At 60.2% G+C, this 23,626-nt stretch carries 21 protein-coding genes and 1 rRNA gene; 9 read left to right on the top strand and 13 right to left on the bottom strand.

The features are described 5' to 3' along the window. Positions 1–18: 18 nt before the first annotated feature. From HBO10_RS27230 to HBO10_RS27220, 3 genes are all read right to left on the bottom strand, one after another. Entirely contained in the window at positions 19–1,125 is a 1,107-nt protein-coding gene (locus tag HBO10_RS27230) for an efflux RND transporter periplasmic adaptor subunit (protein WP_034128117.1), read from the bottom strand. Between the two features lie 19 nt (positions 1,126–1,144). Further along, positions 1,145–2,371 (bottom strand): TolC family protein, encoded by a 1,227-nt coding sequence (locus HBO10_RS27225; protein WP_034128118.1) that lies wholly within the window; start codon positions 2,369–2,371, stop codon positions 1,145–1,147. 109 nt (positions 2,372–2,480) lie between these two features. Further along, positions 2,481–3,386 (bottom strand): cation diffusion facilitator family transporter, encoded by a 906-nt coding sequence (locus HBO10_RS27220; RefSeq protein WP_014716792.1) that lies wholly within the window; start codon positions 3,384–3,386, stop codon positions 2,481–2,483. Positions 3,387–3,704: 318 nt separating this feature from the next. Here HBO10_RS27220 and HBO10_RS27215 point away from each other — a divergent pair, with 318 nt between their 5' ends. Then, positions 3,705–4,697 (top strand): DUF4917 family protein, encoded by a 993-nt coding sequence (locus tag HBO10_RS27215; protein WP_034128119.1) that lies wholly within the window; start codon positions 3,705–3,707, stop codon positions 4,695–4,697. Between the two features lie 87 nt (positions 4,698–4,784). Here HBO10_RS27215 and HBO10_RS27210 read toward each other — a convergent pair whose 3' ends face one another. Next, positions 4,785–6,074, bottom strand: a complete 1,290-nt coding sequence (locus HBO10_RS27210; RefSeq protein WP_034128120.1) for an MFS transporter — start codon at positions 6,072–6,074, stop codon at positions 4,785–4,787. A 186-nt stretch (positions 6,075–6,260) separates the two neighbouring features. Between HBO10_RS27210 and HBO10_RS27205 the strand changes: the two genes are divergently transcribed. Beyond that, positions 6,261–7,679, top strand: a complete 1,419-nt coding sequence (locus tag HBO10_RS27205) for a TIGR00366 family protein (protein ID WP_034128121.1) — start codon at positions 6,261–6,263, stop codon at positions 7,677–7,679. Positions 7,680–7,747: 68 nt separating this feature from the next. Here the strand turns inward: HBO10_RS27205 and HBO10_RS31500 are convergent, their stop codons facing one another. Together HBO10_RS31500 and HBO10_RS27195 are read right to left on the bottom strand one after the other, a co-directional pair. Further along, entirely contained in the window at positions 7,748–7,885 is a 138-nt protein-coding gene (locus tag HBO10_RS31500; RefSeq protein WP_230633863.1) for a hypothetical protein, read from the bottom strand. An 81-nt stretch (positions 7,886–7,966) separates the two neighbouring features. Further along, a complete protein-coding gene (locus HBO10_RS27195; protein ID WP_032893707.1) occupies positions 7,967–8,257 on the bottom strand; it encodes a nucleotidyltransferase family protein in 291 nt (96 codons plus the stop codon). A 155-nt stretch (positions 8,258–8,412) separates the two neighbouring features. Here HBO10_RS27195 and acpA point away from each other — a divergent pair, with 155 nt between their 5' ends. From acpA to HBO10_RS27180, 3 genes are all read left to right on the top strand, one after another. Then, positions 8,413–10,113 carry an acid phosphatase gene (gene acpA, locus HBO10_RS27190; RefSeq protein WP_169922173.1) on the top strand — a complete coding sequence of 567 codons (1,701 nt, stop codon included), beginning with the start codon at positions 8,413–8,415 and terminating at the stop codon, positions 10,111–10,113. 119 nt (positions 10,114–10,232) lie between these two features. After that, the gene (locus tag HBO10_RS27185; protein WP_034128123.1) at positions 10,233–11,402 is read left to right on the top strand and encodes a hypothetical protein; all 1,170 of its coding nucleotides are present in this window, start codon (positions 10,233–10,235) and stop codon (positions 11,400–11,402) included. A 135-nt stretch (positions 11,403–11,537) separates the two neighbouring features. Continuing rightward, a complete protein-coding gene (locus HBO10_RS27180; RefSeq protein WP_034128124.1) occupies positions 11,538–12,062 on the top strand; it encodes a hypothetical protein in 525 nt (174 codons plus the stop codon). Here the strand turns inward: HBO10_RS27180 and can are convergent. Continuing rightward, positions 12,059–12,703, bottom strand: coding sequence for a carbonate dehydratase (gene can, locus HBO10_RS27175; protein ID WP_003188288.1), 645 nt, complete (start codon positions 12,701–12,703; stop codon positions 12,059–12,061). The two genes, HBO10_RS27180 and can, sit on opposite strands and share 4 nt — an antisense overlap. A 138-nt stretch (positions 12,704–12,841) precedes the next feature. Between can and HBO10_RS27170 the strand changes: the two genes are divergently transcribed. Further along, positions 12,842–13,246: a hypothetical protein gene (locus HBO10_RS27170; protein ID WP_034128125.1), complete on the top strand. Its 405-nt coding sequence runs from the start codon at positions 12,842–12,844 to the stop codon at positions 13,244–13,246. A 133-nt stretch (positions 13,247–13,379) separates the two neighbouring features. Here HBO10_RS27170 and rimI read toward each other — a convergent pair whose 3' ends face one another. Both rimI and HBO10_RS27160 read right to left on the bottom strand, forming a co-directional pair. Further along, positions 13,380–13,832, bottom strand: coding sequence for a ribosomal protein S18-alanine N-acetyltransferase (gene rimI, locus HBO10_RS27165; RefSeq protein ID WP_003188286.1), 453 nt, complete (start codon positions 13,830–13,832; stop codon positions 13,380–13,382). Beyond that, positions 13,825–14,571: a hypothetical protein gene (locus HBO10_RS27160; RefSeq protein WP_052199989.1), complete on the bottom strand. Its 747-nt coding sequence runs from the start codon at positions 14,569–14,571 to the stop codon at positions 13,825–13,827. Before HBO10_RS27160 ends, rimI begins: the two co-directional genes overlap by 8 nt. A 187-nt stretch (positions 14,572–14,758) precedes the next feature. Here HBO10_RS27160 and mksB point away from each other — a divergent pair, with 187 nt between their 5' ends. Genes mksB through mksF form a run of 3 tightly spaced genes read left to right on the top strand, consistent with a single transcriptional unit; the run spans position 14,759 to position 19,570 of the window. Continuing rightward, positions 14,759–16,036: an Mks condensin complex protein MksB gene (mksB, locus tag HBO10_RS27155; RefSeq protein WP_003188283.1), complete on the top strand. Its 1,278-nt coding sequence runs from the start codon at positions 14,759–14,761 to the stop codon at positions 16,034–16,036. Beyond that, complete coding sequence (gene mksE, locus HBO10_RS27150; protein ID WP_003188281.1) at positions 16,026–16,733, top strand: Mks condensin complex protein MksE; 708 nt, start codon at positions 16,026–16,028, stop codon at positions 16,731–16,733. Before mksB ends, mksE begins: the two co-directional genes overlap by 11 nt. Continuing rightward, the gene (gene mksF / locus HBO10_RS27145) at positions 16,730–19,570 is read left to right on the top strand and encodes an Mks condensin complex protein MksF (RefSeq protein ID WP_034128127.1); all 2,841 of its coding nucleotides are present in this window, start codon (positions 16,730–16,732) and stop codon (positions 19,568–19,570) included. Before mksE ends, mksF begins: the two co-directional genes overlap by 4 nt. 189 nt (positions 19,571–19,759) lie before the next feature. On the opposite strand, the gene HBO10_RS27140 is transcribed toward mksF, so the two are convergent. From HBO10_RS27140 to rrf, 4 genes are all read right to left on the bottom strand, one after another. After that, the gene (locus HBO10_RS27140; RefSeq protein WP_034128128.1) at positions 19,760–22,063 is read right to left on the bottom strand and encodes an MlaD family protein; all 2,304 of its coding nucleotides are present in this window, start codon (positions 22,061–22,063) and stop codon (positions 19,760–19,762) included. Next, positions 22,056–22,679, bottom strand: a complete 624-nt coding sequence (locus tag HBO10_RS27135; RefSeq protein ID WP_034128129.1) for a paraquat-inducible protein A — start codon at positions 22,677–22,679, stop codon at positions 22,056–22,058. Before HBO10_RS27135 ends, HBO10_RS27140 begins: the two co-directional genes overlap by 8 nt. Further along, positions 22,666–23,325 carry a paraquat-inducible protein A gene (locus HBO10_RS27130; protein ID WP_034128130.1) on the bottom strand — a complete coding sequence of 220 codons (660 nt, stop codon included), beginning with the start codon at positions 23,323–23,325 and terminating at the stop codon, positions 22,666–22,668. Before HBO10_RS27130 ends, HBO10_RS27135 begins: the two co-directional genes overlap by 14 nt. A 191-nt stretch (positions 23,326–23,516) precedes the next feature. Then, positions 23,517–23,626 (bottom strand): 5S ribosomal RNA (gene rrf, locus HBO10_RS27125); the annotation flags it as partial.

Raw genomic sequence — 23,626 nt, 5'->3', positions numbered from 1 at the left:
GGGGAATCACTCGCAGGATCAATGGGCGTGTTCGGCCGAGCCTTTGCCCAGTTCGGACTTGAGGATGAAGCTGCCAGCCGTCGCCACCTGCGCGCCGGCCTCCAGGCCTTTGCGCACTTCGACGTAGCCGTTTTCACTGACGCCCAGTTCAAGATGGCGGGTGATAAAGCCGTCCGCGGTGCGCACAAACACCGAGGGTTTGTCCTCGACGGTCTGGACAGCGGTTTGCGGCACGGTGACCTTGGCCTGGTAGGTGTCGGTGGCCACTTGCACGGCCACAAACAAGCCCGGGCGCCAGGCGTCATCGGGGTTGGGGACCGTCACGCGCACGGTGGCGGTGCGCGTCTGCTCACCGAGCAAGTTGCCCACATAGGCCACGGTGCCCAGCACTTCGGTGCCCATTTCCGTCGAGCTGACTTTCACTGGTTTGCCCACGCGAACCTTGTTCAAGTCCTTGGGAAATACGCCGAAGGTGACCCACACCTGGGACAGATCCGAGAGGGTAAAGACATTGCTGGTTTCACTGACCACCTCGCCCACCCCCAGGTGTTTTTCCACCACCACACCGGCGAAAGGCGCACGCAGTTCATAACGATTGCCGCCGACCAATACGGCGCTGCCGCTGAGCGCAGTCATTTTTTGCCGCGCATTGTTCAGGGCGATTTCGGCTTCTTGCAGGGTCTGCCGCGCCAGCAGGTAATCCTGTTCGGCAGAGATTTTGTCCTGCCACAACTGACGCTCGCGCTGGAAGGTGGTACGCGCCAGTTCGACCCGGCGCTCACTGGCCGCCAATTCGCTGCGCTGGTCGGAAATCTGCTGGCTGGCGATCACCGCCAACAGCTCACCCTTCTTCACCGACTGGCCCAGGTTGACCTTCACCGCCTCCACCACGCCTGCCGCACGGGGCACGATATGGGAGGTACGGTCTTCATCAAAACGCACTTCGCCCGGCAGCGTCAGCACGGTACTGATGGCACGCGGTTGCGCCTGGGCCAACTGGATGCCGGCGGCTTGAATCTGCTGCTCGGTGAGTTCGAGCTTGCCTTCTTCTTCCTCGGCGTGGGCGAAGCCGGAAAGCATCAGGCCCAAGGCGACGGCGAGCGCCATGCCATGTTTTTTGTTCATCAGGAGACTCCAGGAAAAATCAAAAGCGGGCGAGGTCGCCGTAAATGCGTTCGATGCGTACCCAGGCCTCGGTGGCCTGGGCGGTGGCCGCAAGGTATTGGGTGCGGGCCGCGATCAAGGTGCGCTGGGCGTCGAGCACGTCGAGGAAGTTGAACTTGCCCATCTCGAAGCCACGGGTGGCGCTGTCTACCGCACTTTGTGCGGCGGGCAGGATCTGCTGGTTGAACGCGCGCACTTCGGTATTTGCCGTTTGCCACAGGTCCAGGGCCTGGCGGGTTTCGGTGCGCAGGCGCAGCTCGGCGGCGTTGCGCAGGTCGCGGGCCTGGTCGGCGCGTCGAGTGGCCGCGAGGATGTTGCCCTGGTTGCGGTTGAACAACGGGATCGGCATCGACACGCCCACCAAGTTCACCCGTTCGCGCACGCTGGCGTCGTATTGGCTGCCGATGGACACGTCCAGGTCCGGAATGCGCTGGGCTTTTTCCAGGCCCACGCTGGCTTCGTTCTGCACAATGTTGAGTTCGGCCAGGCGCAATTCGGCGGTCTGCTCAAGGCGTGCCAACAATGGCGCGGCGGCGGGTAACGCCGGTACGGAAGTGCTTGGCGTGGCGACGACCTGGAAGTCGGTGGCGGCGCTGCCGGTGCTGGTGGCGAGGCGACGGTAGGCGTCAGTGAGGCCAATCTGTGCGCGGTTCAATTCCAGACGGATTTGCGACACCTGCACCTGGGCGCGAGTGGCTTCCACCGGCGACGACTTGCCAGCGGTGACGCGCCCATTGGCGACCACTAGGCCGCGCTCGGCAAGCGTCATGGAGCGTTGCGCCAGGTCAAGGCGTTCCTGGGCGCGCAGGGCGCCGTAGTAGCTGTCGATGATCTCGGCACGCAACTGGTTGCGACGCTGCTCCAGGGTCAGCGCGGCGGCATCCTGGGCGCGGGTGGCCACCTCGATGCGTGCACCGCGCTTGCCGCCCAGTTCAAGGGTCTGGCTGAGTTTGATGCTGGTGGTGCGGCTGTTGCGGCGGGTGTCTTCGGCGTCCCAGGAGGCCACCGGGTTGGGGATCAGGCCGGCCTGTTGCCGGCCGCCTTGGGCGATGTCGATTTCCCATTGTGCGGCCGCCAGGTCCGGGTTGTTGGCGAAGGCGGTTTGCAAGGCTGCATCGAGGGTGAGGGGTTGTGCCTGGGCGGCGTTTGCGGATATCCACACTACCAGTGCCGCCGCCCCCAACAGTGTTCTAACGAAAATTGCCATAACGAGAGTTCCACGCCCATGAAGTCGCTGAGGTTTCCCAGCGGGGGCAATGTAGCTTTCGGTACTTATCAGGGCCGTGGGCGAAAGATTACAAATCCGTTAGCCAGGCTCAGGCATGCACTTCGTCGTGATCGTCATGTTGAAAACCCTCGCCCTCGACCTGGATCGTGGCGTGGGAAATATCGAACTGTTCGTGCAGTAACTCCGTCACTCGGCTGAGGATCTGTTGCTCAGTGCCCTGGGACGCATCCGCGACCAGATGCGTACTCAGCACGTTCTTGCCACTGGTGAGGGCCCAGATATGCAGGTCGTGCACGTCCCTGACCCCCGGCACGCTGCGGATGGCCTGCTCCACCTGCTCGATGTCCACACCCTCCGGCACACCTTGCAGCAGGATGTTCATGCTCGCCTTAAGCAACGTCCAGGTGCGCGGCAATACCCAAAAGCCGATGGCGGCCGCGACCACGGAGTCAACCCAACCCCAGCCAGTGAACATGATCACCAGCGCGGCAATGATCACGCCGACGGAGCCCAGCATGTCGCTCCAGACTTCCAGGTAGGCGCCCTTGACGTTAAGGCTCTCGCCACTGGCAGCGCTGAGCAGGCGCATGGAGATCAGGTTGACCACCAGCCCCAGCAGCGCAATCACCAGCATGCCGGTGGACTGGATTTCGGCGGGCGCCTGCAGCCGCTGGTAAGCCTCGTACAAGATGTAGAACGCCACGGCGAACAGCAGTAATGCATTGAAGGCGGCCGCCAGGATCTCGAACCGCGCATAACCAAAGGTGCGCTTGCGGTCTGCCGGGCGCTTGGCGACCTGGATCGCCACCAGGGAAATCGCCAGGGCCAGGGCGTCGGTCATCATGTGCGCCGCATCGGACAACAGCGCCAGGCTGCCGGTGACAAAGGCACCGATGACTTCGGCCAGCATGAAACTGCCGGTCAGCCCCAGGGCGATCCATAACTTGCGTTCGTGGCCGGCGCGTACTTGGGCGTGGCTGTGTCCTGCGCTCATGAAATGTCCTCGTGGGTTGGGATGGGGCGGATCATAGAGCTATAGGCCAGTTCCACTGGCATGGTTTGCAAAATTGTCATCTGAGCGCCAGAGCGTCGTTAGCTTCGGGCGCACCAAAATCGTTCATGTACGCGTTGGGGAAGCTATATCAGGCGTGGCGTTGTTGATCTGGGCACCTTGCCGTCCTCGTGCCTACCGTCAGAAGAAGGGTCTTTAACCTCACTCGTAATACACCGTCTTGCCTCAGCGAGCGAATAATGGCATATAGTCATCATGCAAATTATTGTGTCTTAAATATTACTCACAGGGAGCGTGAAGGTGATCACCTACAACGACGCGATGCAATCAGTCCCCTTGGGCCAAAAACCCTCGGTATTACTCGCAAACGGTTTTTCTCAAGCGTGGAACCACCAGATCTTCAACTATAAGTACCTGCTTCAAGCTGCTAATTTCGGAGATCGAGAGCTTCAACTTAAAGAACTTTTTAAACAACTCAACACTTATGACTTTGAAAAAGTCATGAAGCGACTGGTTTCCACGCAGCTTGTACTAGAAATTTACGAAGCGAACCCACAACTCATAGAAACTGTAAAGCGAGATCAAGAAGTACTGAAGTCAGCACTTATAAATGCCATCTCCCACACTCACCCTCCACTACCCAGCAATATTTCTGACGAACAATACACCACTGCACGAAAGTTTCTATGTTCATTCAACCAAATATTCACACTGAATTATGACCTATTGCTTTACTGGGCAAAAAATAAAAACAACCTACCTCCAGAGCGCTACTCCACTGATGACGGCTTCAGATACCCAACATCCTGGGTAGGGCATGGCACTAACCAGGAGGTCCACTTTCTTCATGGGGGACTGCACATTTATGACACTGTATCCGGTATAAAAAAACATAAATGTACGGAAGATGGAGTCCCCATAATTGATCAAGTCAGAGAAAACTTAGAGCACGGGAAATTCCCCCTGTTTGTTGCGGAGCCGACCCATGCAAAAAAACGCGCACGGATAGAGCACAACCCCTACTTAAATTATTGCCTACGGAAGCTTAGAAACTTAAACGGCACACTCTTTATCTATGGCCATTCTATAGCGGACAACGACAGCCATATATTTGAAGAAATAAAGGGAGCTCAAGTGGAGAAAATTTTCATTAGTATCTACGGAAAAGCTGACAGCAAAGAAAATCAGCAGACAATGATGAGAGCAAAAAATCAATTTTTCGGATTTGATATCGAATTTTTCCAGGCCGAAACAACACCAATCTGGAGCCCGCAACAAGCTAAAATTCCGTAAGCAAAAGATTAAAAACTATCTCCCCCTCCTATTAGCAGAAATCTGGCTATGGGAGGGAGAGGTTGAGTATTGACACTCAGAAAAAAATTAGTAGTTCGCGTAGCCTAAATTACGATAGACGATCGTGGTTCCCACCCCCACCGCCCCCATCACCACGCAATACCCCACGCAGATCCACGGGCTGGTCGGCATCAGCGCGATCAATAACAACGGTGTAGTACTTGCCCAGAGTGCATAGGCAATGTTGTAGGTGAAGGAGATCCCCGACACCCGCACCTGCGCCGGAAACAGCCCGACCATCACCGACGGCACCGCGCCCACCACGCCGCAACTCAGGCCCGCCACGGCATACGCCGCGCCGAGCCACACACCGCCGGCGATCAGGCTGGCGTACAGCAGCGCAATGCCCACCGGCAGCAACAGGCTGTAGACCAATACCGCGCGCCATGCGCCGATGCGGTCCACCAGCAGGCCGGCGAGCACGCAGCCAATATTCAGGAAGACGATGCCCAGGGCGCTGAGGGCGAAGGTGTGGCTGGGGCTCATGCCGAAGGTTTTCTGCATCATGGTCGGGGTAATGACCACCAGCACTACCACGGCAGACGTCAGCACGCAGGTAAGGATCATCGCCGGCAGCAGCACGGCGCGATGGTCGCGCAGCACGGTGCGCAAGGGCATTTCGGCGGCGGCCTGGCGACGCGCCTGCATCTCCAGGAACACCGGGGTTTCACTGAGCCAGCGGCGCAGCCATACGCCGATCACACCGAATACGCCGCCGAGCAGGAAGGGGAAGCGCCAGGCGTAGTCGAGGATTTCGGCAGGGGTGAAGACTTGCGCGAGCAAGGTGGCGGTCAGCGCCCCCAGCAGGTAACCGAAGGTCAGGCCGGCCTGCAAAAACCCCAAGGCATAGCCACGATGGTGACGCGGTGCGTGCTCGGCGACGAAAGTCCAGGCGCTGGGCACCTCGCCGCCCACCGCTGCGCCTTGCAGTACGCGCAACGCCAGCAGGATCAGCGGGGCGAAATAGCCGATTTGCGCGTAGGTCGGCATGACGCCGATCAACAGGCAGGGCAAGGCCATCATCAGGATGCTCAGGCTGAAGACGCGCTTGCGCCCCAGGTGGTCGGCAAAGTGCGCCATCAGGATGCCGCCCAGTGGACGGGCGAGGTAGCCGGTCACGAAAATGCCGAAGCTTTGCAACAGGCGCAGCCACTCGGGCATTTCCGGCGGGAAGAACAGTTGGCTGAGGGTCAGCGCAAAGAACACGAAGATAATGAAGTCGTAGATTTCCAGGGCGCCGCCGAGGGCGGCCAGGCCCAGGGTTTTGTAGTCGGAGCGGGAAAAACGCTGCGCCCGTGGGGAAAAGGTGGCAGTCATGTGCAGGCTCGGCAGACAAACAAAATGGCGTGCAGGTTATGAGCTGAGCCCATTGATGGCAATCGTGACGGATATATTTGTTTTACTCATTGATCGTTGAAGATAACTACATTCCCAAATCAATGGCCGTAGAGGAACATGCCGTAAAACTGCCAAACCCCATAATAACTACAAGAGGAAAGACTCGTGGCCGATGCTATCGAAGACAGCCGCTATGCCCGATTTGCCCTGCGTTGCTCCAACTTCGCCGAGCGCTGGTTTCCTGACTCCTGGGTGTTTGCCGCCCTCGCCGTGATCATCGTCGCCGTCGCGACCCTGGGCATGGGCGCCGCACCGGCTGAAGCGGCCAAGGCATTTGGCGATGGGTTCTGGAGCCTGATCCCGTTCACCATGCAGATGGCCTTTGTGGTGATCGGCGGTTACGTGGTCGCCAGCTCACCACCCGCAGTGAAGTTGATAGACCGCCTGGCGCGCATTCCCAAGAATGGCCGTTCGGCCGTGGCCTGGGTAGCGTTGATTTCCATGGTGGCGTCGTTGCTTAACTGGGGCCTGTCCCTGGTGTTCGGCGGTTTGCTGGTGCGGGCATTGGCCCGGCGCACGGATTTGCGCATGGACTACCGTGCCGCTGGCGCTGCAGCGTACCTGGGCCTGGGGGCCGTATGGGCGCTGGGGCTGTCGTCGTCGGCCGCGCAGTTGCAGGCCAACCCGGCCAGCTTGCCGCCGTCGATTCTGTCGATCACCGGCATGATCCCGTTCACCGAGACTATTTTTTTGTGGCAATCCGGCGTGCTGTTGCTGGCGCTGATCGTAGTGTCGCTGATCATCGCCTACGCCACCGCGCCTGGCCCCAACAGCGCCCGGGATGCCAAGGCCTGCGGCATTGACCCGGCCTTCAACCTGCCCAAGCCGCAGGCGCCGACGCGCCCCGGTGAATGGCTGGAACACAGCCCGTTGCTGACGATTCTGCTGGCGTCGCTGGCGGCCGGCTGGCTGTTCCATGAGTTCTCGACCAAGCCGGCGATCAGCGCCATCTCGGGGCTCAATACCTATAACTTCCTGTTCATCATGGTGGGCGCGCTGCTGCACTGGCGCCCGCGCAGCTTCCTCGATGCGGTGGCCCGAGCGGTGCCGACCACCACCGGCGTGCTGATCCAGTTCCCGCTGTACGGCTCGATTGCCGCACTGATGACGGTGGTCAAGGGCGGTGACGGCCAGACCCTGGCGCACCATATCTCGACGTTCTTCACCTCCATCGCCTCCCACGACACCTACGCCCTGCTGATGGGTGTGTACTCGGCGGTGCTGGGCTTCTTCATCCCCTCGGGTGGCGGCAAGTGGATCATCGAAGCGCCGTATGTGATGCAAGTGGCCAATGACCTGCAATACCACCTGGGCTGGGCGGTGCAGATCTACAACGCCGCCGAGGCGCTGCCGAACTTGATCAACCCGTTTTATATGTTGCCGTTGCTGGGTGTGCTGGGGCTGAAGGCACGGGATTTGATCGGGTTTTCGTTCGTGCAGTTGCTGGTGCATACGCCGCTGGTGTTGTTTCTGCTGTGGGCGTTGGGAACGACGCTGAAGTATTTGCCGCCTGTGATGCCCTGAATAACGGGTGACCGCAACTGTTGGTAAACAGTTGCGGTCAAGGATTTACAGGAAGGCGTGCCAATAGATCAGGTAATGCACTCTGTACAAGGAATATGTGAATGGCGTGCCGCGAAGTCCGGATGCTGATCCATGATTTTCGTCGACACTTCACCAATGATGATCAGGCTCATGACCACAGCTTGTTGTGTTCGCCGGTCCTCCAAAAACTCTTCTTTGCTCAAGCCCTCTACAAAAGTGATCGCGTCAGTGGCAGCTTGCCAGATAATCCCCTAGCCGACGTTCCGTCATACTGGCCGGGCCTCCGCTAGCACTTTATCGCGAAACTTCAAAGGCAAGTCGCCAGGCGTAAGCAGGTCGACATTAACGCCGAGCAAGTCCTCAAGCTCGACCTGCAACCCACCGAGATCAAAGAGCGTTGTGCCCGGCGGCGCGTCTACCAGCAAATCAAGATCACTGCCTTCTTGGTCAGTCCCCATCAGTACCGACCCAAATACTCTGGGATTGGAAATACGGAAACGTCCGACCACTTCTCGTACAGCCGTTCGTTGCAGATCAAGTGCAGTTGAAGGTCTCACGACTCACCTCAGTGATGTGCATTAGAAGGGCAGTCTAGCAGCGCTTGAGCCGAGTAGACACGCCCCGCCCATCACACGCCTGTCTTTGTTCCGTCACATTCCATTGCTACCGTCCTGCGAAATATCTTGCAACATCTCGCCAAGGATTCCTCGCAATGAGTGACGAGCACAACGACCACCCTGCCCACGACTGCGCCCCCAAAACGCGGGTAGACACCAGCCGTCGGCGCTTCCTCGGCGGTGCGGCGGTGTTGGGGGTGGGGGCGACCTTGAGTGCCTGCGGCAATACCAGCGAAGCACCGAACCCACCCGTGGCGCGGCCGCTCACGCCCCAGGAACTGGACAAGGCGCTGCGCGAGCAGGTGAAAACCGTGGTGGTGATTTATGCCGAGAACCGCAGCTTCAACAACCTGTTCGCAGATTTCCCCGGGGTGGAGAATCCGCTGTCGGCGTTAACCGCCAAGGACTTCCAGCAGCGCGACCGCGATGGCAGCGTATTGCCTGCCCTGCCACCGAGCTGGGGCGGTGTGTTGCAGGTCGGCCCACAAACGGTGGACGGGGTGACTTACCCCAGCGAAGTGCAATTCCAGCAAAACCTGCCCAACGCGCCGTTCGCCCTCAAAGGCCCGCAGGGCGAAGACCTGCCATTGAGCCTGGTGACCCGCGACCTATGGCACGTGTTCTACCAGATCCAGATGCAGATCAACGGCGGCAAGAATGATGGTTTTGTCGCCTGGGGCGATTCCGGTGGGCTGGTGATGGGCCATTACGCCCAAAGCCGTTATGCCCTGCGCCTGTGGGACGTGGCCAAGGAGTTTGTGCTGTGCGATAACTTCTTCCAGGGCGCGTTTGGTGGCTCGTTCCTTAACCACCAGTACCTGATCAGCGCCACCGCGCCGTTTTATCCCAATGCCGCGCAGTCGGTGGCCAAGGCGCAGATCGCCACGCTGCAAAGCGATGACCCCAGCGGCACGCGCCTAAAGCCCTTGGACACGTCACCGGCCAGCGCCATGACCGGCCCACCACAATTCGGCCCCAGCGCATTGACACCCGATGGTTACGGCGTAAACACCCTGGCCCCACCCTACTGGCCCACCTGGATCCGCGACCCGCAAAACCCGGATTATTCCAAGCCAGACCTGCCCAATGTGCTGGTGCCGCAAACCCACGAGCATATTGGCGACAAGCTGTCGAAGAAGAACATCGACTGGGCCTGGTACGCCGGTGCGTGGCAAGCCACCCTGGAGCAGTTCAAGGACTCCGGCGGCATCCCCAAGATTCCGAATTTCCAGTACCACCACCAGCCGTTCAATTACTTCAAGCAGCAAGGGCCGCAGAACCCGGCAGAACGTGCCAGGCGCCTGCGCGACGGCGGTTTGGGCGATGAGTCAAGCACCAACCGGTTCTTCGCCGACGCCCAGGCCGGCAAGCTGCCCGCCGTGAGTTTCTACAAGCCCCAGGGCAACCTGAACATGCACGCCGGTTATGCCGATGTGGCCTCGGGCGATCGCCATATCGCCCGCGCCTTGAAGGTGCTGCAAGAAAGCCCGCAGTGGAAAAACATGGTGGTGGTGGTGACCGTGGATGAAAACGGCGGCTGGTGGGACCACGTGGCGCCGCCCCAGGGTGACCGCTGGGGCCCGGGCTCGCGGGTTCCGGCGCTGGTGGTGTCGCCGTTTGCCCGCAAAGGCACGGTGGACCATACGGTGTACGACACGGCATCGATCCTGCGTTTGATCACCCGGGTGTTCCAGTTGGAAACCCTGGACGGCCTCAAGCAGCGCGATGACGCGATGATCGCGCGCGGCCAGAAACCCATGGGCGATCTGAGCAATGCCTTGCAGTTCAGCCTGTAGGGGCTTATCCAATAACGACATGCCGGGCGATTTAACACGCGATTTTCCCGGTCAGCCGCTACTGTGTGCAGGTGGGCTTCCATCCCGCGCAGACGGGCTTCGCTGACAAGGAATCGACTATGTTTAAACCGACCAGGCTGTCCTTCACCCTCGCCGCACTACTGGCGAGTGCGGTCGTACAGGCCGACATCGAGGTGCCACTGGGCAGCACGCAGCGCGTCACCCAGTTGTTCGCGTACCCCAACAACTGCAATGTGATCTGCTTCCGGCCATGGTCACTGGAGCAGACCGCCGAACACTATTTGAACCAGAGCCTGCAACGTGACGGTTACAGCCGGGCCAAGGTCAGTGTGAAGACCCACGACGGTCAGGTCACGGCGACCTTCAGCGGCGTGCCCGACAGTTACGGCCAGCCACTGACCACGCTGCTCAATACCGCCGACCTGGCTTACCAAGGCGCCAGCCAGCTCAACAGCGATGGCAAATGGGCCTACAACTGGTACCTGTTCCTGCCGTTGGGCATGGCCCTGGAAAACCGCAAAAGCATCGAGCTGTTGCACTTCCCTCCGGATTACTCGCTGACCCAGGCCCAGGATTACCTGGAATCGGCCACCACCGACCGCTGGGCCACCTTGTTAAGCGAAAATGGCGTACCGGCCACGGAAACGCCGGCGTACCAGACCATCATCGATATCGCGCCCATCGCTGCGCCGTCCAATGCCGGCAAAGACCTGGAAACCGTCTACGGGTATTTCACCGACTACCAGACCCGCATGGTCAAGGAACTGAGCCTGCGCCCTGGCGGCGCATTACCCATGGTGGCCTTCGGCGCGCCAGTGCGTAGCTGGATCAAGCAACAATACGGGCAAACCGTGGGCGTGCTGAGCCTGGCGCAGATCAGCCCGGAGCCTGGCAAAACCGTCGCGGTATTGGGCGCCAACCACCCAAGTTACATTTGGTATGCGGCCAGCCCCGACAGCTATGACGGTGATGAACAAAAGGCTGATGACGCCGGTTTGAAAGTGATGGGCCAGGACTTGAGCGCCGCCTGCTGGCAAGCAGGCATGGGCCAGAAACCCGCCAGCGATGCGAACGTATTGCTCAAGGCCTGCCTGAACACTTGGCAAGTCACGCGCAAGGAGCAGACGTGTGAATTGTTCTACACCTCGGTGCGCCACCTGACGCCCGAGCAGGCCAACGCCAAGTGCGCCACAGCGCCTATCAAAGCGCAGTTGAAACTGTTGAGAAATGCCGCTCCCACGCCCACCGTCATAGCCCCCGCGCTTTAAGGCGAAGAAACCGTTTCTACTGTCAACTTTGACAGTAGAAACCGGATCCCACTTCGGCGAATCTAGGGCCGCGCCCATTTGCTGCAAGACTGGCCGTCACACCCGCAGGTCCATGCAGCCCCGCTCAGGAGAGTGATGAAAACTCGAGCCATGGATAAGGCTGAAACGGCTGTGAATGACTGCCTCTATCCCTTCAAGACGCTGCTCGTGGAACAGGGTTACCCCTCGACCGAGCACTTTGAGGTCAAGCAAGAGGCTGAAGGGGTTGCGGCCAGGGTCACGGCGCGCGTGGCCTTTGAGAGTCGCACGCGCATTGCTAAGGTTTCCGGTTATGCCGTGAGCGAACGGCGCCCGTACACGCTGCAACTGTCACCCCGCATCCACTTGTACGATTGTTGGCTCTGCGGCCTGTTACAGCACTCCTGCAACCCGAACGTGTTTCTAGACACGACGTACCTGGAGCTATGGACGGTGCAACCCATCGGCGCCGGCAGCTTGCTGACGCTGGATTACGCCACCACCGAAGACACACTGGCCCGGCAGTTCGCTTGCCATTGCGGCGAGCTGAACTGCCGGGGCTGGATCACCGGCAGCAAGGAGCCGCTGAACGCCGAAGGCCAGGCCTTCATGGCCTGGTGGCGTGAGCACAAACGACCTTAGGCTTCGCCCAACGGACGCAGGCGGTATTGCGGCGGCAGTTGCTCGAAGCCACTGATGGTGGTGTTCAAACTCTTCCAGCGACCGTCCTTGATGCCATAGATACAGCCATGGATCGACAGGCTCTGCCCGCGATGCCAGGCATTTTGCACAATGCTGGTGTGGCCGACGTTGGCCACCTGCTGGATCACGTTGAGCTCGCACATGCGGTCCACACGCTCTTCTTCGGTCGGCAACTGGGCCAGCACATCGCGGTTTTCGTAGTAAAGGTCGCGAATGGTGCGTAGCCAGCCGTCGATCAGGCCGAACTGGCGGTCCTGCATCGACGCACGCACGCCGCCACAGCCGTAGTGACCGGTGACGAGGATGTGTTTGACCTTGAGCACGTCCACCGCGTACTGGATCACCGACAGGCAGTTGAGGTCAGTGTGCAGCACCACGTTGGCCACGTTGCGATGCACAAACAGATCACCGGGCAACATGCCGACGATCTCGTTGGCCGGTACACGGGCATCGGAGCAGCCGATCCACAGGTATTCCGGGGTCTGCTGGCGGGCGAGCTTGGCGAAGAATTCGGGATCTTCCTGTTTGATCGCGTCCGCCCAGCGTTCGTTGTTATCAAGCAGGTCTTGTAGTTCGTTCATCAGGGAAGCCTCAGGAATGATGCGCAGGTTTGTGACTGACAAGCCCTCGTCCGGGTCACGCCAGGCGCTAATTAGCTTGAATTTTTTGGCTGCCATGCCTGTCCACACACTATAAGCCCCACAGTATGAGGATTGGCCATGACTGAATCACGACGTCCCTACGGCGCAACGCAGCCGGAACCGATCGATGACAACGAAGACCGCATGGGTGAGATGCGCGAGCTGGATTTTGACGAGCAGGACCAGACTGCGGAAATCGGCGACGAGCTGCCCCGCCGTGAGCGCGACCATCTGATGCCCGACGAACGGGTGCGCGAAGCCGGGCTGACCGGCGCATCGACGGATGATCATGATTCCACCGACGACGATATGAGCCCGGAGACGCTGATCCGTGAGGACGGCGCGCGGGATGCGCAGGAGGAAGGCGAAGACAATGCCGCCGACTATGACTTGAGCGTCGTGGGAGAGAATGACATTGGTGGCGGGAATGGGTTGGATGAGGCGGAACTGGCTGATCTGGACCCACTGAACCGCAAGCGCTGATCGATCATCACCCTATGTAGGTGTAGGAGCGAGCTTGCTCGCGAAAAACCCACCGGCGCCGCGGTCATCCAGGAAGCACGCGTTATCGTTGACGTTTTTCGCGAGCAAGCTCGCTCCTACAGCTCACGGTTGTTCAGTCGACGAGGGTGCAGGCCATCACGACTGCATCTTCGCGGCCACCCACCGCCGGGTAGTAATCCCGGCGACGGCCGATCTCGTTGAAGCCATAACGCTCATACAGGCGAAACGCGCCGGTATTGCTGTCGCGCACTTCCAGGAAGCACTCCCGGGCATTGGCCGCATAGGCACGGGACATCAGGTGCTCCAGCAAAGCAAGGCCCAAACCACGGCCCTGGTTTTCCGGCTTCACAGTAATGTTCAGCAAGTGCGCTTCATCGAGAATGATCTGCACCACCCCGTGCCCCACTTGCTGCTCGCCTTCGAACATCAGCCAGATCTGGTACTTGCCCAGCCCGTCGAGAAAAATCCCGCGGGTCCAGGGGTGGCTGAACGCCGCGTATTCGATTTTCAGCACGGCGTCGAGGTCGGCCTCGGTCATCGGGCGAAAGGATAAAGCCTCACTCATCAGTTGTTTTCCAGCGCGCCATCAGCCGGCGCATGGCTTGCCAGACATCAGCCTTACGCTGTGGCTCTTCCATTAATAATTCCAGGCCCGGCAGGGCCCACACCGAACCCAGGCCTTCAACCTGCAGCTCGCGGTACCAGGCCTCGGCGTTTGCTTCACCGGCAAACCGCACAGCGGGCAGGCCGATCAGCCACAGGCACACGCAAGGCTCGTCTTCCAGGCGTGCCGAGACAAACCCCTGGACGAAATCTCGTGCGGCCTCGGGGCCCTGGTCCATGGTGCCGCGCACCAGCAGCGGCCAGCGCACCGGCTCACCGACGATTTGCGGGCTGTCGGGCAGGCCGGCGGCGCGCAGCATGTCCTTGAGCAAAAGGTAGGCCGGGTCGCGGGACTGGAAACGTTCGCCGGTCGGCAGTTCCACCAGCAACAGGCAACGCCCGGCCCGCAGCAATTGCAGGGCAAAGCGTGGCGGCGGCACGACCGGCGCCTTGGCCACCGGCACAGCCTCCTCCACCACCTTGGCAGCTTTGGTCACCGGCGCAGGGCGCGGCACTTCGATCTTGGCCCGTTCGACCACCGGGCGCGTCTCAGGGGTGGGCTTGACCACCGCCACGGGCGCGGCCGCTTCTTCCCCCGACGACTCGAACGCCTCATAAGGCTCAAGCGCCTGCAACAACTCGGGCCGCGAAGGCGCGGCAAACGGCAGTTCGGTGCGGGGCAGCCAGTTGACCACCTGCATGGCGGTCAAGTAAGCGCGACGTCGGGACTCGATAAGCACAGCTCGGCCACTTGTGGATAAGTAAAGAGCGGGGATTCTACCGCTGTTCGGCAACAATCGCCCACTGCGCACTGACCGGCTGTGGATAAATCCCGCGCCTGATGCAGTACAATCGCGACTTTTAATCGCCAACCAGCCGGCCATTCCCATGATCGAACCCAAGCGCGTCCTGCGCGCCCTCGCCGAACACTGGGCCTTACTTGAGCCTCTGTGCGAACACTTCGACCAAGGCACCCTGAGCCTGGCCGAGCTGCGCGCACAGTTGGCCGCCCAACAACTGGACAGCACGCCCCAGGACATCACCAGCCTACTGGACGTGTGGATTCGCCTGGATATCCTGGTACCTGTCGCCAAGAGCCCGAACCGTTTCGAGCTCAACGCGCAGATCCACGACTTCCTCGCCTATCTTCGCAAGGAGCACCGGCTTGGCCTGTGCCTGGAAATCGAAGCCTACCTGCGTCACCTGGAGCGTCTGGCCGGTTACATCCAGGACGCCTTCGACATCCGTGACGGCCACGACCTGGCCCGGCAACTGCGCCTTCTGGATATGCGCGTGCGCGATGTGCTCAAAAAACTCGCCAACGACGAACAGGCCCTCGCCGCCGTGGCCGACCGCGCCAAGACCAGCGACCGCCAGATCCCGTTGCGCCAGCGTTACGCCGAGGTATTGGCGACCTGGGACGAGTACGTCGAGCCGATGATCCAACTGGTGAACGCCGACGGCGCCTTCGAGCAAGGCGTACGCAAGGTGGAAAACGTGCTGCTGCGCATGCTCACCGAGCAACAGCGTCTTGGCCACCTGGTAGATGACGACATGCTGCTGCGCACCCATGCGCGCATCCTCGAGATGCAAACCAGCGCCCAGCTGACCTTGCGCCATGCGCGGGAGTTGCTGCTGCCGCTGCGTGAAGAAGCACGCCGGCATAACGCCGTGACTCGCGGTGCGGCGCTGGCCCTGTCGGCGATTCGCCGCAAAGGCCTGGACGCGGTGCCGCAAGCGGCGATGCCGATGTTCACCCGGCCGCAAAGTACCTTTTTGGGCAGTGCGAGCCAGGTCGAGGCCTATGTGTATGCCCTGGCCAATTTCGAGCCCAAGCCGGCGCGTTTCCCCAAGGCGCACAAGTCCCACAAAGGCGAAGCCCCGCGCGCACCGCGTACGGTCAAGGAAATGCTCGAACGCTGCGAAGACGCGCTGCCGATGCCCGACCTGATGACCTGGCTGCTGGAGCAGGAACCGGACGGCGCCACCGATGAATTGCTGTACTGGTTCTCGCGCCTGTCCCGGGAAAAACGCTTCAAGCGCGAGCGCCTGGAACGTCGCGATTACCACACCCACGAGCACCAGGTCAGCCTGCGCTCCTTCGCCCTGCTCCCGGCCGGCGTCGATGCCACTGAGAATTCTGCGAGCACGCCTTATGCATCTTGATCTATCCGAACTGTCCCAGCTGGCGCCGATCTTTCGCGAGCTGTTCAAGGGTTACCACGTCAGCCGTCGCGACCCGGAGCTGTACGCGCAATTGTCGAACTTCCAGGACCAGTACCGCACGCTGTTCAAGGCCCTGGGCTTTGAGCTGGTGTGCGATACCCGCGGCTTCTATTACTTCGTGCCGGACACTGCCGTGGCTGCCGCGCAGGTGAACAAAACCGCCCAGCGCCTGGCCCTGTTCACCTTCATCATCGTCGAACACCTGGCCGACCAGGGTCGCGACCCGATTGCGGTGCTCGACGGCGGCAGCCTGGGCCGCGATGAATTGCCTTCGTTGCTGGAGAAATACCGTGACCTGTTTATCCAGGCCGAGGTACAGACCCAGGAAGAGCTCGAAGAAAAAATCATGCGCCGCATGACCCAACTGGGTTTTGCCAGCGAAGACAACGGTATCTACCGCTTCCTGCCGCCGATGCACCGCTTCCTGGATGTGTGCCTGTCGGTGCAGCAGGACCGCGACCTTGCCGCCAGCGTACACAGCGTACTGCCGCTGCCGGCACCGGTGATTATCGACGAAGACAGCGACGAGAAACTGCTGAAGACCGATGACCCGCTGGATCTGAGCGCCTTCACCGAAGAAAGCGAAGAAGATGCCTTGGCCCGTGCCATTGCCGAAGAACAGGAGACCGACGCATGAGTAAGGAACGCTACGGCATCCGCCGCTTCGCCCTATTGAACACCGCCGGTTACAGCCTGGGCTTGTTCCCGCTGGAAGAACCGCTGTCGGTGTACGGCGCCAACAACCTGGGTAAATCCGCCTCGATCAACGCCTTGCAATTCCCGATCCTGGCACGCATGTCGGACATGAGCTTCGGCAAGTACACCCTGGAACAATCGCGGCGTTTCTACTTTGCCACCGACACCAGCTACATCCTGGTAGAAGTCTCTCTGCCCCACGGCCCGCACGTTATCGGCGTGGTCGGCCGCGGCCCGGGCGGCGGCTTTGGTCACCAGTTCTTTGCCTACGCCGGCAAGCTGGACCTTACCCACTACCAGAAAAACGACACCTGCCTGCGCCAGAAAGAGCTGTTCACCAACCTTGAGCGCGAGGGCCTGAAAGCCTACGAGCTCAAGCCCGATGAACTGCGGCGCTTGCTGGTGGGCGGGCATACGTCAGTCCCGCTGGACCTGACGCTGATTCCGCTGCGCTCCACCAGCGAGCAGAGCCTGAAGACGTTCCGCGCGCTGTTTATCAACCTGCTGCACATGCGCGAAATCACCGCGGCCAAGCTCAAGCAACTGTTCCTTGATGCCTTCGAACACAGCCTGCGTTCGGGCAGTGTCGACTACATCGCGGCCTGTGAAGAAGCCTTCCGTGATGTGCGACGCATGGAGCAGGACTACAACTCGCTGGTGGCTGCCGGCCCCTTGGTTGAAGCCCTGGCCAATGGCGTGAAACAGCGCGACGCCCTGCGCGGCAAACTGCATCGCCTGTCGCCGCTGCTGGATTCGTTGCTGGGGACCTGGTCGGACTACGCCAGTGCGCGCAAGGAAGAGCTGACCATCCAGGCCGAACACTACCGCAACGAGCAGGACGCGCTGCAAAACGACCAGCGCGGCGGCACACAGGAGCTGATGCGCCTGGAGCGGGAAATCAGTGGCATCCAGCGTTGGTTGGGCGAGTTGTCGGTGCTCAAGCACCGCTTTGCCCTGGTGGATGACGTCAAGATGCTGGAGCAGCAATTGCTCGCCGCCAAGGATGCCCACGATGAACTGGCGGGCGCCTTGGCGCAGTCGCGGCAGTTCAGCGCCGAGGACTTGGAAGAACGCCTGCGCGACCTGGAAAAGCGCTTGAAGTCGGTCAAGCAGCAGCTCGATCACGCGGATAACAACAGCTACGCCAAGCTGCGCGAAGAATTTTCGCAGCAGGATGTCGAGCGCCTGATGCGCCTTTTCAACAGCTCGCTGTTCAGCCTGCCGCTGGGCGAACATGGCATCACGCTGGACGAGGACGGCCAATGGGTCAAATCCCTGGAGCAGATTCTCGATGGCTTCAAGGGCGAGCGCTTTGAGGTGCCGGGGCTGTCCATCGACATCTCGCACATCGAGCCGCCGGCACTGCAAGCCCTGGCGGATCGCGCCGCGTTGCGTGACCAGAAAGAGCGCCTGGAAAAAGAGCTCAAGCAACTGAAAACCCAGCAGGCCGTGGCGTCCGACCGCGCCGCAAGCAAGACCCAGACCGAAGCGCTGTACCAGCAGGTACTGGATGCCCAAAAGGCCCTGGAAGACTTCCGCCGCACCCAGACCCTGAGCGCCGAAGAAGGCGAGAAGCTGGAAAACCTGGCGCAGATGGAAGCGGCCCAGGACGAGTTGAAGCGTTCCAGCGATGCCTTTACCGAGCGCGTCCAGCAACTGTCGGCCAAGCTGCAACTGGTCGGCCGTCAGATCGGCGATATGGAAGCCAAGCAACGCACGCTGGATGACGCGTTGCGCCGTCGTCAGCTGTTGCCGGCGGATCTGCCGTTCGGTACGCCGTTCATGGACCCGGTCGACGACTCCATGGACAACCTGCTGCCGCTGCTCAATGACTATCAGGACAGCTGGCAGGGTTTGCTGCGCGCCGATGGCCAGATCGAAGCGCTGTACGCCCAGGTGCGTCTCAAGGGCGTGGCCAAGTTCGACAGTGAGGATGATGTCGAGCGTCGTCTGCAACTGCTGATCAACGCCTATGCGCACCGTACCGACGAGGCGCTGACCCTCGGCAAGGCGCGCCGTGCAGCGGTCACCGACATCGCCCGTACCCTGCGCAACATCCGTAGTGACTACGACAGCCTGGAACACCAGTTGGCGTTGTTCAACCGCGAGATCAACAAGCGCCAGGTCTCCAACCTGCAAAGCTTCCGCATCGTACTGGCGCCGAACAAGGAAGCGCTCAAGCATATCGACCAGATCATCCACAGTGCCGGTCAGTATGAAGAAGGCGAGACCCTCTCGGTGTTCGACCTCAGCCAGAGCGCCGAACAGGACAACAAGAACGAAGAAGCCAAGGAATACCTGGCTCGCCTGGTCGCCGCCAACCATAACCAGTTGGGCCTCAAGGACTTGTTCGAATTGGCGTTCGAAATCACCAAGGTCAACGGCCAGCCGGTGATCCATACCGACATCGACGGCGCTGCGTCCAACGGCACTACCATGACCATCAAGGCGCTGACCAACATGTACTTGTTGCTGCACCTGATGGACCGCGACCAGGCCGGTCGCGTACGGTTGCCGTACTACCTCGATGAAGCGGCAGACATCGATGAAAAGAACCAGGCAGCACTGCTGGAAACCAGCCTGCAATTGGGCTTTGTACCGATCCTGGCGAGTGTGAAGCCGCAGGTGTCCGCCCAGGTGGCGATCGACCTGGAGGGCGGCAGCGGGCCGAACGGGATCTACATTGATGAGGCGGACTGGAAGTACATCCGTCGCCATGATGTGGTGAAGGCGACGATGAATGTGCAGGCGGACGAGCCGGAGCTGGATGAAGTCTGACGGGTTGTACTGAGAGGCAAAAAGGCCGCGATCTTTTGGGATCGCGGCCTTTTTTTTGGGGCTTGGGATTTGCGGTGTGTTTGTGGGCCTCAACGCGGGCAAGCCCGGCTCCCACAGTTGGAATGCATACTTGCTGAAAATGCATATCCCTGTGGGAGCAGGGCTTGCCCGCGATAGCCGCGCCTCGGTTTATTTACCGAGTGGAATCTTAGGCGCCCAGGTCAGCCATTCATCCTCAAACTTGTCGAACAACGGGAACGTCTGCTGCGGCCGTGCCGGGTTACCCATGCGCTCGCCATCCGGGGTGGCAAAGGCGATGCCGCCGGCCACCAGCGTTTCAAGAGACTCGGTACGCACGGTCGCGCCCTTGAACAAGCCGAAGTCGAGGCCAAAGCCGCTGGTGTTCCAGAAGCGGCTGCCACTGCGTACCAGAGGTGCGTACTTGGGCTCGATCAGGATGTGCACCAACACACGGTCGGCGGTCTGGCCCAGCTCATAGCCGGTGACTTTGCCGACCGTCACTTCACGGTAGGTCACCGGTACCCCTTCCTTCAACGAACCACGGCGGGCGGCGCTGAGTGTGAGGCTCAGGCCAGCTTCCTGATGCACGGTTTCAGGCGGCTGGGCCAGGGCGACAAAGCTCTTCTGCGGGCCGGCGTTTTTCGCGGCCGGTTGCACCTCGATGTATTGGCCAGTGACCAGGGTCTCCAGGTTAGCCGTCTTCATCAGCCCCAGTTCCGGCTTGACCACCCAGAACTGGCTGCCCGTACGCGCAATGCGGTCCGCAACCTGAGTGATACGCGCCTTGAGCAGCACCGACTGCATGTCGGCACTGAGGTCGACACTCTCGATCTTGCCCACATCCAGTCCCTTGAAGCGCACCGGTGTGCCGGCGCTCAGGCCGTCGGCTCGGTCGACTTTGATGGTCACCAGAGTGCCGTGCTGGTTGGCGGCATCACGGTCGGCATACAGGCGAAAGCGCGGGATGCGATGTTTTAATGGCACGTTCGGTTCCGGCGTTTCGAAGGCGATACCGCCCGCCATCAGGCTGGCCAGGGATTCGCTTTTGACCTGGATACCGCCGGTGAGCCCGCCCGTAAGGGTGACGCCGCTGGCATTCCAGAAGCGCGTCGAGCCGTTGACCAGGCTTTCGTATTCCTTCTCGATATGAACGCCGATCACCAGTTGTTTTTTCTTGCGTGAAAACTGGTAGCTCTGCACCGAACCGACTTTGACCTGTTTGTACAGAATCGGGCTGCCGACATCCAACGAGCCCAGGCTGTCGGTGAGCAACACCATGTGCAGGCCCGGGGAACGCAGGTCCAAAGGTGGCGCCTTGGCGCGGGCTACGTATTCGCGTTGTGGCGGGGTGCCTTTGTCGCCTGGGCGAATCGCGATGTAGTTGCCCTTGACCAAGGCCTCCAGGCCGGTGATGCCCGCCAGGGAGATGGACGGCTTGACCACCCAGAATTGCGTGTCTTCGACCAGGTAGTCTTCAGCCAATGGATCGAGGGTCAGCTCGGCACTGGCGCTGGACAGGTCCGGGTCGATCTTCAGGGTTTTCAGGCTGCCGACCTGGATGCCTTTGTACATGACCGGCGTACGACCGGCCTGCAGGCCTTCAAAGTCGGTGAGTTTGACCTTGACCTTGATGCCCGCTGCGGCGGCGTCGAAATCTTCGTATAGGCGGAAAGGCAGGCTCGGGTCGGTGGGCGGGCTGTCTTTGCGGTTTTCAGGAGTGGCGAAGGCGATACCTCCGGCGACAATGCTGGAGAGGGATTCGCTGCGCACTTTCAAGCCGGAAAGGTTGGCGTCGATACTGATGCCGCTGGCATTCCAGAAACGCGTGTGTTTGCGCACCAGGTTGGCATAGGTCGGCTCGATATAGACCTTGACCTCGACGGTGCTCTGGTCTTCAGACAGCAGGTAGCTTTTGACCTGACCGACCTGAATCTGCTTGTAGAACACCGGACTGCCACGGTTCAACGAGCCCAGGCGATCGGCCTTGAGGGTCAGGTGCAAGCCGGGCTTGGCGTCGGATAACGGCGGCTCTTCGGAGAGCGCCTTGAACTTGCGCGTGGGCTCGCCATCACCGGGGCTGGCGGCGATGTAGTTACCTGAAACCAGGGTTTCCAGGCCGGTGATACCGGCAAGGCTGACGCTGGGTTTGACCAACCAGAAGCGGGTGTTGGTCTTGAGGTACTGCTCCACGTCCTTGTTCATCTCGATGGTGGCGATCACCCCGCGATTGCTGCCTTCGTCATCCAGGGCCAGGGTTTTGACCTTGCCCACGGTCATGCCTTTGTAGACCACTTCGGTCTTGTTGACCTGAATACCTTCGCCGCTTTCAAAGCGAACTTGAATCTCGATACCTTGCTGGGAATAGGCACGCCACCCCAGCCAGCCACCGATGATCAGGGCAATCAGGGGCAGCACCCAAATGGCCGACCAGTTAGAGGCTGGGCGGGTTTTAGCTTTAGGCAAATCACTCATGGTCGTCGTCCGACTCCGTGTTATCCCAAATCAGTCGGGGATCGAAAGTTACTGCGGCAAACATCGTCAAGATCACCACACTGGCGAACGCCGCAGCGCCGAGGTTGGCCTCGATACTGGCTAGCCGCCCAAAGTTAACGAGCGCCACCAGGATGGCGATCACGAAGATATCCAGCATGGACCAACGCCCAATGAACTCGATAAAGCGATACATCACAATGCGTTGTTGCGCGGACAGCGGTTGGTGACGCTGCACCGAGAACAGCAGCAGGCCAATGCCGACCAACTTGAAGGTCGGTACCAGGATACTGGCGATGAACACCACGGCAGCGATAGGAAACATCCCGTGCTGCACCAGCTGGATGACACCCGACATGATGGTGCTGGGGTCGCCTTGGCCGAGGGAGCTGACCGTCATGATGGGTAACAGGTTAGCGGGGATATACAGGATCGCCGCGGTGATCAACAGCGCCCAGGTACGTGTAAGGCTATTGGGGCGACGGGCATGGACCAACGCGCCACAACGGGTGCAGAGTTGCTCCTCGCTATCCGCTTCCTGCTTGTTCAACTCATGGCATTCGGTACAAATCAGAATACCTGCATCAATCGCCCGCATGGTCATCCTCTCCTGACAGCGCTTGCCAGATCTGATGGGGCGACATCACCACCTCAAGCAGAACTTGAACCATTAATAGACTCACGAAGCAGACCAGGCCCAGGCCAATTGTGATGGAGGCCATGTCGGCGAGCTTTACGATCGCCACCAGCACACCCATCAAGTAGACCTCCAACATCCCCCAGTCCTTCATGTGGTGGTAGATGCGATATAGCAGCAGCCCGTAATTGCGCCCTATGTTCCAGCGAATACTGAGCAGCACTGCCAACTGGCACAGAAGCTTGAGCAAGGGGATGCCCATGCTGCACAGGAACACCACGGCGGCAACGCCTTGCATGCCCGTATCGAACAGGCCAACGACGCCGCTCCACACGGTGTCCTCCGAAGACTGCCCGAGTAGATTGAGCTGCATGATGGGCAAAAAGTTCGCGGGGACGTACAGCAGCAGGGCTGCCAGTACCAAGGCGAGACTGCGCTCGACCACATTGTGACGGTGAGCGTATAGCTCGTAGCCACAGCGTGGACATTGGGCTTTTTCGCCGAGGGCGAGCGTTGGTTTGCGCATCAGCAAGTCGCACTCATGGCATGCCACCAGATCGTCTAGCGGTAAATCCGATACCTCGTGGGCATCAACCGGATCGGGCATAGATAGGGCTCTGACTCTAAAAATGATTAGGTGGCTATTCTAGTGGTGTCGCTCAGAAATAACTGTGCAAATTTTTAGGGGCAGTCAGGTCGGAGGTTGGGGCGCACAGGTGTACGGCGACAAGGCGGACACTTTTCGAGCGCGCAAAACAAAACCCCAACTGCTTTCGCAATTGGGGTTTTGGAATTTAATCTTGACGATGACCTACTCTCACATGGGGAAACCCCACACTACCATCGGCGATGCATCGTTTCACTGCTGAGTTCGGGATGGGATCAGGTGGTTCCAATGCTCTATGGTC

The organism is Pseudomonas sp. WS 5503 (genome assembly GCF_012985385.1).
In the GTDB taxonomy this organism is placed as follows: domain Bacteria; phylum Pseudomonadota; class Gammaproteobacteria; order Pseudomonadales; family Pseudomonadaceae; genus Aquipseudomonas; species Aquipseudomonas paracarnis.
The sequence above is the reverse complement of the archived record's forward strand: the minus strand, read 5'-3'. Positions and strand labels throughout refer to the sequence as shown.

What these genes read in the sequence shown, in the direction of transcription:
- HBO10_RS27210 (WP_034128120.1), bottom strand. Translation starts at nt 6,074, where the DNA reads ATGACTGCCACCTTTTCCCCACGGGCGCAGCGTTTTTCCCGCTCCGAC.
- HBO10_RS27185 (WP_034128123.1), top strand. Translation starts at nt 10,233, where the DNA reads ATGTTTAAACCGACCAGGCTGTCCTTCACCCTCGCCGCACTACTGGCG.
- acpA (WP_169922173.1), top strand. Translation starts at nt 8,413, where the DNA reads ATGAGTGACGAGCACAACGACCACCCTGCCCACGACTGCGCCCCCAAA.
- HBO10_RS27180 (WP_034128124.1), top strand. Translation starts at nt 11,538, where the DNA reads ATGAAAACTCGAGCCATGGATAAGGCTGAAACGGCTGTGAATGACTGC.
- mksE (WP_003188281.1), top strand. Translation starts at nt 16,026, where the DNA reads ATGCATCTTGATCTATCCGAACTGTCCCAGCTGGCGCCGATCTTTCGC.
- HBO10_RS27160 (WP_052199989.1), bottom strand. Translation starts at nt 14,571, where the DNA reads ATGCAGGTGGTCAACTGGCTGCCCCGCACCGAACTGCCGTTTGCCGCG.
- can (WP_003188288.1), bottom strand. Translation starts at nt 12,703, where the DNA reads ATGAACGAACTACAAGACCTGCTTGATAACAACGAACGCTGGGCGGAC.
- HBO10_RS27140 (WP_034128128.1), bottom strand. Translation starts at nt 22,063, where the DNA reads ATGAGTGATTTGCCTAAAGCTAAAACCCGCCCAGCCTCTAACTGGTCG.
- HBO10_RS27230 (WP_034128117.1), bottom strand. Translation starts at nt 1,125, where the DNA reads ATGAACAAAAAACATGGCATGGCGCTCGCCGTCGCCTTGGGCCTGATG.
- HBO10_RS27135 (WP_034128129.1), bottom strand. Translation starts at nt 22,679, where the DNA reads ATGCGGGCGATTGATGCAGGTATTCTGATTTGTACCGAATGCCATGAG.
- HBO10_RS27220 (WP_014716792.1), bottom strand. Translation starts at nt 3,386, where the DNA reads ATGAGCGCAGGACACAGCCACGCCCAAGTACGCGCCGGCCACGAACGC.
- mksB (WP_003188283.1), top strand. Translation starts at nt 14,759, where the DNA reads ATGATCGAACCCAAGCGCGTCCTGCGCGCCCTCGCCGAACACTGGGCC.
- mksF (WP_034128127.1), top strand. Translation starts at nt 16,730, where the DNA reads ATGAGTAAGGAACGCTACGGCATCCGCCGCTTCGCCCTATTGAACACC.
- rimI (WP_003188286.1), bottom strand. Translation starts at nt 13,832, where the DNA reads ATGAGTGAGGCTTTATCCTTTCGCCCGATGACCGAGGCCGACCTCGAC.
- HBO10_RS27130 (WP_034128130.1), bottom strand. Translation starts at nt 23,325, where the DNA reads ATGCCCGATCCGGTTGATGCCCACGAGGTATCGGATTTACCGCTAGAC.
- HBO10_RS27170 (WP_034128125.1), top strand. Translation starts at nt 12,842, where the DNA reads ATGACTGAATCACGACGTCCCTACGGCGCAACGCAGCCGGAACCGATC.
- HBO10_RS27225 (WP_034128118.1), bottom strand. Translation starts at nt 2,371, where the DNA reads ATGGCAATTTTCGTTAGAACACTGTTGGGGGCGGCGGCACTGGTAGTG.